Origin of the sequence: Mycobacterium sp. PS03-16, from assembly GCF_004570325.1 — a bacterium.
Taxonomy (GTDB): Bacteria; Actinomycetota; Actinomycetes; order Mycobacteriales; family Mycobacteriaceae; genus Mycobacterium.
The window spans coordinates 63,938-75,396 of sequence record NZ_SPQO01000024.1 but is presented as its reverse complement, the minus strand read 5'-3'; the positions used below and the strand labels follow the sequence as shown (position 1 = coordinate 75,396).

General features: G+C 70.4%; 12 protein-coding genes. 3 read left to right on the top strand and 9 right to left on the bottom strand.

Annotation, left to right across the window (positions count from 1 at the left end; translation table 11 throughout):
- From E4P42_RS19230 to rimP, 4 genes are all read right to left on the bottom strand, one after another.
- Positions 1-401: translation initiation factor IF-2 N-terminal domain-containing protein (locus E4P42_RS19230; protein ID WP_209305818.1), on the bottom strand; the 401-nt coding region annotated here is incomplete at its 3' end.
- Between the two features lie 99 nt (positions 402-500).
- Positions 501-725, bottom strand: a complete 225-nt coding sequence (locus E4P42_RS19225; protein WP_245234120.1) for a YlxR family protein — start codon at positions 723-725, stop codon at positions 501-503.
- A gap of 162 nt (positions 726-887) precedes the next feature.
- Positions 888-1,931 (bottom strand): transcription termination factor NusA, encoded by a 1,044-nt coding sequence (gene nusA, locus E4P42_RS19220; protein WP_135127664.1) that lies wholly within the window; start codon positions 1,929-1,931, stop codon positions 888-890.
- A complete protein-coding gene (gene rimP, locus E4P42_RS19215; RefSeq protein WP_135127663.1) occupies positions 1,928-2,485 on the bottom strand; it encodes a ribosome maturation factor RimP in 558 nt (185 codons plus the stop codon). The genes nusA and rimP overlap by 4 nt, the downstream gene beginning before the upstream one ends.
- 164 nt (positions 2,486-2,649) lie before the next feature.
- On the opposite strand from rimP, the gene E4P42_RS19210 reads away from it, so the two are divergent.
- The gene (locus E4P42_RS19210) at positions 2,650-3,159 is read left to right on the top strand and encodes a hypothetical protein (RefSeq protein ID WP_135127662.1); all 510 of its coding nucleotides are present in this window, start codon (positions 2,650-2,652) and stop codon (positions 3,157-3,159) included.
- The gene (locus E4P42_RS19205; RefSeq protein ID WP_135127661.1) at positions 3,156-3,635 is read left to right on the top strand and encodes a ferritin-like domain-containing protein; all 480 of its coding nucleotides are present in this window, start codon (positions 3,156-3,158) and stop codon (positions 3,633-3,635) included. The genes E4P42_RS19210 and E4P42_RS19205 overlap by 4 nt, the downstream gene beginning before the upstream one ends.
- A 3-nt stretch (positions 3,636-3,638) precedes the next feature.
- Here the strand turns inward: E4P42_RS19205 and E4P42_RS19200 are convergent, their stop codons facing one another.
- From E4P42_RS19200 to mqo, 5 genes are all read right to left on the bottom strand, one after another.
- Positions 3,639-5,393 carry a proline--tRNA ligase gene (locus E4P42_RS19200; RefSeq protein ID WP_135127660.1) on the bottom strand — a complete coding sequence of 585 codons (1,755 nt, stop codon included), beginning with the start codon at positions 5,391-5,393 and terminating at the stop codon, positions 3,639-3,641.
- Between the two features lie 28 nt (positions 5,394-5,421).
- Positions 5,422-6,927 (bottom strand): MFS transporter, encoded by a 1,506-nt coding sequence (locus E4P42_RS19195; protein WP_245234119.1) that lies wholly within the window; start codon positions 6,925-6,927, stop codon positions 5,422-5,424.
- Positions 6,928-7,029: 102 nt separating this feature from the next.
- Entirely contained in the window at positions 7,030-8,226 is a 1,197-nt protein-coding gene (gene cobA, locus E4P42_RS19190) for a uroporphyrinogen-III C-methyltransferase (RefSeq protein ID WP_135127658.1), read from the bottom strand.
- Positions 8,216-8,704 (bottom strand): GNAT family N-acetyltransferase, encoded by a 489-nt coding sequence (locus tag E4P42_RS19185; protein WP_135127657.1) that lies wholly within the window; start codon positions 8,702-8,704, stop codon positions 8,216-8,218. The genes cobA and E4P42_RS19185 overlap by 11 nt, the downstream gene beginning before the upstream one ends.
- A gap of 12 nt (positions 8,705-8,716) precedes the next feature.
- Complete coding sequence (gene mqo, locus E4P42_RS19180) at positions 8,717-10,222, bottom strand: malate dehydrogenase (quinone) (RefSeq protein ID WP_245234118.1); 1,506 nt, start codon at positions 10,220-10,222, stop codon at positions 8,717-8,719.
- 210 nt (positions 10,223-10,432) lie between these two features.
- Here mqo and E4P42_RS19175 point away from each other — a divergent pair, with 210 nt between their 5' ends.
- Positions 10,433-11,458 carry an alpha/beta hydrolase gene (locus E4P42_RS19175; protein WP_135127673.1) on the top strand — a complete coding sequence of 342 codons (1,026 nt, stop codon included), beginning with the start codon at positions 10,433-10,435 and terminating at the stop codon, positions 11,456-11,458.
- Position 11,459 lies beyond the last annotated feature (1 nt).

Below are 11,459 nucleotides of genomic sequence, written 5' to 3'. Positions count from 1 at the left end.
GGCGGAGTCGCGGCGGCAGCCGGACTCGGTGCGGCCGGCCGGGGCTGCGGGGCCGGCGGCGGCGCCGCGGGCTTGGGGGCCGACGGTTTCGCGGTGGTCGGCGGTGCCGGCGTGGGGGCCGGTGCGGCCGCCGCCGGGGACGGTCCCGGAGTCGGCATCGGCCGAGGCGTCGGGGGTCCGGGCGTGGGAGCCGCGGGTGCGCCGTTACCGGCGCTCTTCACCTTGTCGGTGGGCTTGCCGCCGCCGCCGAACTTCTCGCGCAACCGGCGCGCAACGGGTGCCTCCACGGTCGAGGAGGCTGATTTGACGAACTCGCCCTGCTCTTTGAGCGTGGCGAGCAGTTCTTTGCTGGTGACACCGAGTTCCTTCGCCAACTCGTGTACGCGAGCCTTACCTGCCACTACATCTCCATCTCTAGAGGCGACAGCGGTGGTAGGCCGCGCCTCGGGTTAGCTATGACGCATGGTCATCGGGACTTCACGGTGTGCTCATGTTCTTCGCTACCTGTTCTCTTGCCGGGCGGCCGAGCCTGTCGAGAGTGCCTCGACGTACTCGTTCACCGCGGATAGGTCCGGTGAACCGGTGAGTCGCAGCGCTCGGACGAACGCTCGCCGCCGGATTGCTGCGCGTAGACACTGCTGGTCGGGGTGCAACCACGCACCCCGCCCGGGCAGACTACCCGTTGGATCAACGACCGCGGCGCAATCACCGTTCCCGTCGATCACAGCGGCCACTCGAAGCAGTTCGACAGCCAGCTCTCGCTTTCGGCAGCCCACGCAGGTCCGCACCGGTCCGTCCGGGCTTCGGTGCGGGGACACCGAGATCTCGCGCTGGATCACGGTTGAGTCTACCGCCCCGGCGTCGTCGAACCGAAACGGCCGTCCGGCTCAGCGGTCGCGCACCCCCGGGTGGGCGGCATCCGTGGCCGCCCCGGGGTGCTCGGCCGGTGCGGCGTCGCTGCGAATGTCGATCCGCCAGCCCGTCAGGCGCGCCGCGAGCCGGGCGTTCTGCCCCTCCTTGCCGATGGCCAGCGACAGCTGGAAGTCGGGCACCACCACGCGCGCCGCGCGCGCCTGCTCGTCGATCACACTCACCGAGACGACCTTCGCGGGCGACAGCGCGTTGGCGACGAACCGGGCCGGGTCCTCGTCGTGGTCGATGATGTCGATCTTCTCGCCGGACAGCTCGCTCATGACGTTGCGGACCCGCTGACCCATCGGGCCGATGCAGGCGCCCTTGGCGTTGAGCCCGGGCACCCGGGAGGCCACCGCGATCTTCGACCGATGGCCGGCCTCGCGGGCCACCGCGACGATGTCGACCGAACCGTCGTTGATCTCGGGCACCTCGAGGCTGAACAGTTTGCGCACCAGGTTCGGATGGGTGCGCGACAGCGTGATCAACGGCTCACGGGCGCCGCGGGTCACCCCGACGACGTAGCAGCGCAACCGGTCGCCGTGTTCGTAGCGTTCGCCGGGGACCTGCTCCGCCGCCGGGATCACGCCCTCGTTGCCCTTGGTCTCCGAGCCCATCCGCACCACGACGAGGCCGCGGGCATTGGCCCGGGCATCGCGCTGGATGACGCCGGCGACGATGTCACCCTCGCGGGCGGAGAACTCGCCGTAGTTCTTCTCGTTCTCGGCGTCGCGCAGCCGCTGCAGGATGACCTGCCGGGCGGTGGTCGCCGCGATCCGGCCGAAGCCCTCTGGCGTGTCGTCCCACTCGTGGATGACGTTGCCGTCGGCGTCGGTCTGGCGCGCCATCACCTTCACCACGCCGCTCTTGCGGTCGATGTCGATGCGCGCATCGGGTTCGTGGCCGTCGGTGTGGCGGTAGGCGGTCAGCAGCGCCGACTTGATGGTGTCGACGACGACATCGACCGAGATGCCCTTGTCCGCCTCGATGGCGTGTAGTGCCGCCATGTCGATGTTCATGCTCCGGCCTCCTCTCCCGGTTGGCCGGCCAACTCCATCTCGCGTTGGTTTGGCGGCGAGAATTCCACTTGCACAACTGCTTTGGTGATCGCACCGAGAGGGAGCTCGCGGACCGTGAAGTTGCCCCGGCCACCCTCGGGGACCACCACGGCCACCGCGCCGCCGGCGACGGCGCCCAATCGGCCGGTCAGCTGCGTCCCGTCGGAGAGCACGATCTCGGCCTTGCGCCCGCGGGCGCGCCGGAAGTGCTTCTCGGTGGTCAACGGACGGTCCACCCCCGGCGAGGTGACCTCGAGGACGTAGGGCACCGACCCGGGTTCGGTGTCGAGGCGGTCGAGCTGTTCGGAGGCCGCGCGGGACAGCGCCGCCACGGTGTCGAGGTCGAGCGGGCGATCACCGTCGGCGACCACCGTGATCCGGGGCGGGCGCGCGGCACCGTCGATGACGACGTCTTCGATCTCGTAACCAGCGCTCGTGAACTCGCCGTCGAGCAGTGCGATCACCTGCTCCTGGGACGGCAACCCCGCCGGCCACGGTCTGGGCTCAGGTGCCACGACGAGCTCCTCATCTTGAATTGTCCGGACGCGTTCTGCGGCGGTGTGACCACCTTGAATCGACCTCCCACGATACGCCAGCCCGGCGGGGGCGGGCAGCGAACGTGATCACCGCGGACGCGCGCGCTCGGCGCGGTGCGAACACCGACGACGGCAATGGCAGGATGTTGCTCGTGCCGAGCGCCCTGGACTCCGTCAGCAGGCGTCGTGTGCTCGCCGGTGCGGCGGCCCTGGCCCTGCTGGGCGTCTCCACCGCCGCCTGCGGATCGCCGCCGCCCCCGCCGGAGGTCGACGAGTTGGTCGCCCAGCTCGACCGGGCCCGCGCGGACAGCCGACTGGCCACCGACGCCGCCGCGGCGGCTCCCGCCCCGCTCAAGCTGACGTTGACCGCGGTGGCCACCGAACGCGATGCCCACGCCCAGGCGCTGGCCGACGAGCTGACCCGGCTGGCCGGCGAGCAGGCGCCGACCACCACCCCCTCGACCAGCACCGCTGCCCCGGCCCGCACACCGACACCCGGCGACGTCACCGCCGCCCTGCGCCAGTCCGCGGAGAGCGCCACCGAACTGGCCACCCAGCTGTCGGGGTACCGGGCCGGACTGCTCGGCTCCATCGCCGCGGCCTGCACCGCGGCCTGCGAGGTCGCGCTCGCGCAGCCGGAGCCGGTGCGGTGACCTCCCCCGAGCCCAGCGCCCCCAACCTGCCGTCGCGGCCGTCGGACGGCGCGGACGCCGCACTCTACGACGCGATCGCCACCGAACACGGCATCATCTACGGCTACGGCATGGTCTCCGCGCACTCCCTGCCCGAGCTCAACTGGCTGGTGTCGGCGTCGATCGCCGAGCACCGTGCCCGCCGTGAGGCCGCGATCGCCCGGCTGGAGGAGCGCGAGGTCGCACCGCCCCTGCCCGCCGCCGGGTATCAGCTGCCGATGCCGGTGAACAACCCCGAGGAGGCGGCGAAGCTCGCGGTCCGCATGGAGGAGGACGCCGCGGCGGCCTGGCGGGCGGTGATCGAGCAGGCCTCCGACACCGAGGACCGCGAATTCGCGGTCACCGCGTTGATCCAGTCCGCGGTCGCGGCGGCCCGTTGGACGCAGGTGCTCGGCAGCGGTCCGGTGACGGTGCCGTTCCCCGGCGGCAACGAGTAGCGCTCAGCGCACCGCGGCCAGCACGTCGGTGGCCGCATCGTCGACCGCGATCTCACGCTTCTCGCCGCTGAACCGGTTCCGCAGTTCGACCACGCCGTCGGCCCATCCGCGGCCCACCACGACGATCCACGGCACGCCGAGCAGTTCGGCGTCTTTGAACTTCACGCCCGGGGACGCCTGCCGGTCGTCGAGCAGCACCTCGACCCCCATCCGATCCAGCGCGGCGGCGAGCTCCCCGGCGCCCTCGCGGGCGGCGGCGTCCTTGTTCGCGATCACGATGTGCACGCCGAACGGCGCCACCGCGGCCGGCCAGCGCAGCCCGAGCTCGTCGTGCTGCTGCTCGGCGATCACCGCCACCAGACGGGACACGCCGATGCCGTACGAACCCATCGTGAGCCGCACCGGTTTGCCGTCCTCGCCGAGTACGTCGGCGGTGAACGCCTCGGTGTACTTGCGGCCCAGCTGGAAGATGTGGCCGATCTCGATGCCGCGGGCGCTGACCAGCGGACCCGCCCCGTCCGGGGACGGATCGCCGTCGCGGACCTCGGCGGCCTCGATCGTGCCGTCACCCTGGAAGTCGCGGCCGGCGACCAGGTCGACCACGTGCTTGTTGGGTGCGTCGGCGCCGGTGATCCAGGCCGTGCCGTCGACGATCCTCGGATCGAGCAGGTAACGCACGCCGTTGTCCCGCAACGCCTTCGGCCCGACATAACCCTTGACCAGGAACGGGTTCCTGGCGAAGTCGGCGTCGTCGAGCAGGGCGTACTCGGCCGGTTCGAGCGCCGCACCGAGACGCTTGTCGTCGACCTCGCGGTCCCCCGGCACGCCGATCGCCAGCAGTTCCCACTCACCTCCGGGCTGACGAACCTTGAGCAACACGTTCTTGAGCGTGTCGGCGGCGGTGACGGTGCGGCCGGCGAAGCTGGGCAGATCCGCGCTGTTGGCCCAGTCGACCAGCGTCGCGATGGTCGGCGCGTCCGGCGTGTCGTGGACCACCGCCTCGGGCAGACCGTCGAACGGCCGGGCCTCGGGCACTCGGGTCAGCACGGCCTCCACATTGGCGGCGTAGCCGGATTCGACGCAGCGCACGAACGTGTCCTCGCCGACCTCGCTCTCGGCGAGGAACTCCTCGGACGCGCTGCCACCCATGGCGCCCGACACCGCGGACACGATCACGTACTGCACGCCGAGCCGGGCGAAGATCCGCTGGTAGGCCTCGCGGTGGGCGTGGTAGGCGTTCTTCAGCCCGTCGTCGTCGACGTCGAACGAGTAGGAATCCTTCATCACGAACTCCCGGCCGCGCAGGATGCCGGCCCGCGGCCGCGCCTCGTCGCGGTACTTGGTCTGGATCTGATAGAGCCGCAGCGGGAAGTCCTTGTAGGAGCTGTACTCGCCCTTGACCGTGAGCGTGAACAGCTCCTCGTGGGTCGGCCCGAGCAGGTAGTCGTTGCCGCGGCGGTCCTTGAGGCGGAACAGGTTGTCGCCGTACTCGGTCCAGCGGTTGGACGTCTCGTACGGCGCGCGCGGCAGCAGCGCAGGCAACAGGATCTCCTGGCCACCGATCGCGGCCATCTCCTCGCGGATCACCGCTTCGATCCGGTGCAGCACCCGCAACCCGAGCGGCAGCCAGCTGTAGAGCCCCGGCCCGACCGGCCGGACGTAGCCGGCCCGGATCAGCAATTTGTGGCTGGGCACTTCGGCGTCGGCCGGATCGTCGCGCAGCGTGCGCAGGAAGAGCTCGGACATGCGGGTGATCACAGGCGACCACCTTAGCCGTCAGCCGGAGCTAGAGCTCTCCGGCGTCGATCGCGTCCTTGACCTCCTGGGCATGCGCGACCTGCTGGGAGGTGTAGCCGATCAGCAGCGCCGCGCCGCCCACCAGCACCGCCACCGCGGCCACCCACAGCAACCCGTAGGTGTAGCCCGCATCGAGCGCGGCCAGCTGCGTGGTGTCCATGTTCTTCACCGGGCCGGTGGTGCCGCCCAGGTACAGGGTGCGGGAGGTGATGACGGCCTGGATGATGGCCAGCACGACCGGCCCGCCCAGGTTCTGCAGCATCAGCGCGATCGCCGACACCGGGCCGATCTGGTCGAAGCCGACACCGGCGATCGCCGAGATCGTCAGCGGCACCACGATCATGCCGATGCCGATGCCGCCGACGGTGATCGGCACGACGAGGTTCGGGAAGTACGGGATGCCGCTGTTGAGGGTGGAGCCGTAGATCATCGCGCCCAGCACCAGCACACCGCCGGCGATCACCAGTATGCGCGGGGGGAACCTCGAGACCAGCTGCGAGGACACGGCCAGGCCGATACCCATCGCGATGACGAACGGGATGAAGCCGATACCGGCGCGCAGCGCGCTGTAGCCCAGGATGTCCTGCACGTACAGGCCGATCAGCACGGTCAGCGTGAACAGCACCCCGCCGGCGAGGAAGATCGCGGCGAAGGTGGCCAGCCGGTTGCGGTCCTTGAACAGCGAGAACGGCACGACGGGGTTCTCGGCGGTGCGCTCGACGATGATGAACGCGAGTCCGAACACCAGGGCGGCGAGCACCGACCCGATCGTGATCGGCGACATCCAGCCCTTCTCCGGGCCCATCGAGAAGCCGAACACCGCAGCGGTGCAGCCCAGCGTCGCGAGGATCGCGCCGGCCGCGTCGAGCTTCATCCGCTCCTTGTGCGTCTCCCGCAGCGTGGTGCGGGCCAGGTAGAGCATGACCAGCCCGATCGGCACGTTGACGAGGAACGCCCAGCGCCACGACACCTCGGTCAGCGCGCCGCCGACCACCAGGCCCATCACCGAGCCGACCGCGGTCATCGCGCCGAACACCGCGGTGGCGGCGTTACGGGCCGGGCCCTTGGGGAAGGTGGTGGCGACCAGCGCCAGGCCGGTCGGGGAGGCGATCGCCGCGCCGATGCCCTGCAGCAGCCGCGCGATCACCAGCGTCGCCTCGTTCCAGGCGATACCGCACAGGATCGAGGCGATGGTGAACAGGGCGACGCCGGCGATGAATGCGCGCTTGCGCCCGATGGTGTCGCCGAGGCGGCCGCCGAGCAGCATCAGACCACCGAACGTGAGCACGTAGGCGGTGATGACCCAGCTGCGTCCCGCATCGGAGAGCATCAGCTCGTCCTGGATCTTGGGCAGTGCGACGATCGCGATGGTGCTGTCCATCGTGGCGAGCAGCTGCATCCCGGCGATCGCGATCACGGCGGCGAAGAAACGCCGCGACGGCAGCCAGGCCGGCGCCTTGCCCGTGCGCGCCGTGGACGCGGACCCCGCGCTCATCGGCTGCGCGCGTTTGCCTTCGGCGTCGCGAGACATTGCTGCGCGCTCTGCGTCGTTGAGAGCCGTCATAACAGGTTACCTTACAGTAATCTTAGGAACCCTTTAAGCGCCGAAGCCCGCGACCGCCCCGATCACGATGATCGCCGGGGGTCGAATCCCCTCGGCGCGGATGCGTTCCGGCGCGTCGGCAAGCGTCGCCCGCAAAGTCCGCTGAGCACTCGTGGTGCCGTGCTGCACCACGAGGACCGGCGTTTCTGCAGGTCGGCCGCCTTCGCGCAGCGCCTTGGCGAACAACTCAATCCGTTCGACCGCCATCAGCAACACCAGGGTGCCGGTAAGCCTGCCGAGCGCATCCCAATTCACTAACGATTCGGGATGGTCGGGCGCAACATGGCCGCTGACCACCACGAATTCGTGCGTGACGTGGCGATGGGTGACCGGCACACCGGCGAGCGCGGGAACTCCTATGGCGCTGGTCACACCGGGTACGACGGTCACCGGGATACCGGCTTCGGCGCACGCCAGCACCTCTTCATAACCGCGCGCGAAGACGAACGGATCCCCACCCTTGAGGCGCACCACGAACTTCCCGGCCGAGGCCCGGTCGACGAGCACCTGGTTGATCGCGTCCTGCGCCATCGCCCGCCCGTACGGGATCTTGGCGGCGTCGATCACCTCGACGTGGGGCGCCAGTTCGGCCAGGAGCTCCTGGGGCGCCAGGCGGTCGGCGACCACCACGTCGGCCTGGGCGAGCAGCCGGCGGCCGCGCACGGTGATCAGTTCCGGGTCCCCGGGCCCGCCCCCGACCAGCGCCACGCCGGTGACCGGGGTCTCGGCGTCGTCGGCGGCGATCATCCCGCTGGCGAGCGCCTCGTGGATGGCCGAGCGGATCGCGGCCGACCGGCGGTGTTCCCCGCCGGCGAGGACGCCCACCGACAGGCCGTCGTGGTCGAACGTGGCGGGAGTGACCGCGGTGCCCTCGCGGGCGATGTCGGCACGGACACAGAAGATGCGACGCCGCTCGGCTTCGGCAACCACGGCGGCGTTGACCTCCGGATCGTCGGTCGCGGCCAGCGCGTACCACGCGCCGTCGAGATCCCCGACCTGGAAGTCTCGCAGCGTCAAGGAGATTCCGCTCATCGCCTCCACCGCGGGCGTGGCCGCGCGGGCGATGACGTGGACGTCCGCGCCGGTGGCGACCAGCAGTGGCAGCCGGCGCTGGGCGACGGAACCGCCGCCGACCATGACCACTTTCTTGCCGGCCAGGCGCAGGCCGACGAGGTACGCGTTATCGGTCACCCGGCGAGCTTAGTGGGTGCCCGGCTCCCGATCCCGCCCGCAGCATCGGCACGTGCGGGATCCCGTCGTCGAGGAACTCCGCGCCGTCCCGGACGAACCCGTGCCGGGCGTACATCGCCTCGAGATAGGTCTGTGCATCGATCCGGCAGGGGTGGTCGCCCACCTCGGCCAGCGCGGCCTGCATCAGCCGGGCGGTGTGGCCGTGGCCGCGCGCGTCGCGCTTCGTGCACACCCGGCCGATGCGGAAACCCTTCTGGCCGCCGGGATGCTCCTCCATCAGGCGCAGCGTTGAGATCACCGCGCCGTCGGGGTCCTCGAGCCAGAAGTGCCGGGTCTCGGCGAGCAGGTCGCGGCCGTCGAGTTCGGGATACGGGCAGGCCTGTTCGACGACGAACACCTCGACGCGCAGCTTGAGCAGCGCGTAGAGGGTGGCGGCGTCGAGATCCTTGGCCCAGCTGCGGCGCAACGCAACCGTCATCGACATCCCACGTCAGGCGGTCACCGCGGTGCGGTCGGCTTCGGGTTCGTGGTGTCCGGTGTCCGGGCCGACCGCAGGCAGCCCCTCGGCCGGCCGGTCGAGTTTGAGCACCTTGGTGCCGTGCGCCCAGATCTCCTCGAACAGTTTCGGTTCGCCCGACAGCGGGGTGCCCAGCGACGGGACGATCTCCTTGAGCCGCGGCATCCATGCGCGGTAGCGGTCGCCGAAGCAGCGTTCCATGACGTCGAGCATCGCCGGCACCGCGGTCGACGCGCCCGGGGACGCGCCCAGCAACCCGGCCATGGTGCCGTCCTCGGCGGCCAGCACGGTGGTGCCGAACTCGAGCACGCCGCCGCGGCCCTTACGCCGGATGACCTGGACGCGCTGGCCCGCCACGTCGAGTTCCCAATCGGAATCGACTGCGCTGGGCGCGAATTCGCGCAACGCCTGCACGCGGTCGGCCTCGCTGAGCATCAACTGCCCCAGCAGGTAGCGCACCAGACCCATCTCGGTGAGGCCGACGCCGAGCATCGAGGCGAGGTTGTTCGGTTTCACCGAGAACGGCAGGTCGGTCACCTTGCCCTGCTTGAGGAACTTCGGCGACCACCCGGCGAACGGGCCGAACAGCAGCCAGGACCGTCCGTTGATCACGCGGGTGTCGAGGTGCGGCACCGACATCGGCGGGGCGCCCAACGGGGGCAGCCCGTACACCTTGGCCTGGTGACCCGCGGTGAGCCGCTGGTTGTCGGTGCGGAGGAACTGTCCGCCGACCGGGAAGCCACCGAAGCCCCTGGCCTCCTTGATCCCGGCCTTCTGCAGCAGCGGCAGCGCGCCGCCGCCGGCGCCGACGAACACGAATCTGGCGTTGTAGGTGCGCTTGTCGCCGGTGCGGCGGTTGACGACCTTGACCGCCCAGCTGCCGTCGGACTGCTTGTCGAGGTCACGCACCTCGTGTCCGAACAGCGTGGCCATCCCGCGCTGCGCGCAGTACCCGATCAGCTGACGCGACAGCGACCCGAAGTCGACGTCGGTGCCGTCCTGGGTCCAGTTGAGACCGACCGGTTCGCGGAAGTCGCGCTTCTCGGCCATCAGCGGCAGCCGGCGCGTGAACTCGTCCTTGTCGTCGATGAACTCCATGGACGCGAACAGCGGGTTGGTGACCAGCGCGTCGTACCGGGCGCGCAGATACTTCACGTTCTTGGCGCCGCCGACGAAGCTGACGTGCGGGATGGGATTGATGAAGGTGCGGGGGTCGGGCAGCACGCCGGTGTCCACCGCGTGGGCCCAGAACTGGCGCGACACCTGGAACTGCTCGTTGACGTGGACGGCCTTGGTGATGTCGATCGTGCCGTCCTTGGCCTGCGGCGTGTAGTTGAGCTCGCACAGGGCCGAATGCCCGGTTCCCGCGTTGTTCCACGGATCGCTGCTCTCGGCGGCCGCCCCGTCGAGGCGCTCGACCAGCGTGATCGACCAGTCCGGTTCCAGTTGCTTGAGCAGTGCGCCCAGCGTGGCGCTCATGATGCCGGCACCCACCAGCACGACGTCGGTCTTTACTACCTGGGAACTAGACACCGGCTCATCGGTCCTTCGTGTCGCGGCTTCGTGAGGGCTTTCCGAGTCCCAGGTTATCCCGGTGGCCACGACGTTAACCGCGCGGCCACTGTGCATTCGCTCACCGGTGCGACCGGCCGGCGCGGGCCGCCTAAGGTGGCGTTCGTGACTGCCCGGGTGCCCGGCTGGGACTCCGACGTACTGCCCGACTACGCCCAGCGGACGCTGCCGCTGGGACCGGACCCGGACGGTGAGGGCGACCTGTTCGCCACGGTGGTCCGCCGCGGTGTGCAGCGGCCCGAGGCCCGCCACGCGGTGTTGCTGGTGCACGGGTTCACCGACTACTTCTTCCACACCGGGCTCGCCGACCACTTCGCCGGGCGCGGCTTCGCGTTCTACGCGCTCGACCTGCACAAATGCGGTCGTTCGTGGCGCGAGGGCCAGACCCCGCACTTCACCACCGACCTGGCCCGCTACGACCGTGAGCTCGACGAGGCGCTGCGCATCGTCGGCGAGGACACCGGCGGGGCGCAGGTGCTGACGTGCGCGCATTCGGCGGGCGGGCTGATCGTGTCGCTGTGGCTGGACCGGCTGCACCGCCGGGGGGCCACGGCGGAGGCCAACGTCGGCGGGCTGGTGCTCAACAGTCCGTGGTTCGATCTGCAGGGTCCGGCGGTGCTGCGCTCGGTGGCGGCGTCGGCCGCGATCAGCGCGATGTCACGTATCCGTAAGCGGCGGGTGGTGCGGGCGCCGACGCCGGGCGGCGGGTACGGCGCCACTCTGCACCGCGACTACGCCGGCGAGTTCGACTACAACCTCGATTGGAAACCGGTCGGTGGCTTCCCGGTGACGTTCGGCTGGATCCACGCGATCCGGCGCGGGCAGGCCCGCCTGCACCGCGGCCTGGACGTCGGTGTGCCGAACCTGATCCTGCGCTCGGACCGCAGCGTGCGGGAGGTCCGCGACCCCGCCGATCTGGAGACGATCCAGCGCGGCGACGCGGTGCTCGACGTCGCGCAGATCGCCCGCTGGGCCGGGTGCGTCGGCGACCGCACCACCGTGGTCCCGATCGCCGACGCCAAACACGACGTGTTCCTGTCACTGGCCGAACCGCGCCGGGCCGCCTACCGTGAGCTGGACCACTGGCTGGACTGGTACCTCACCGAACGTCCGGTGGCCGCACAACGACCCGAACGGGGATGAC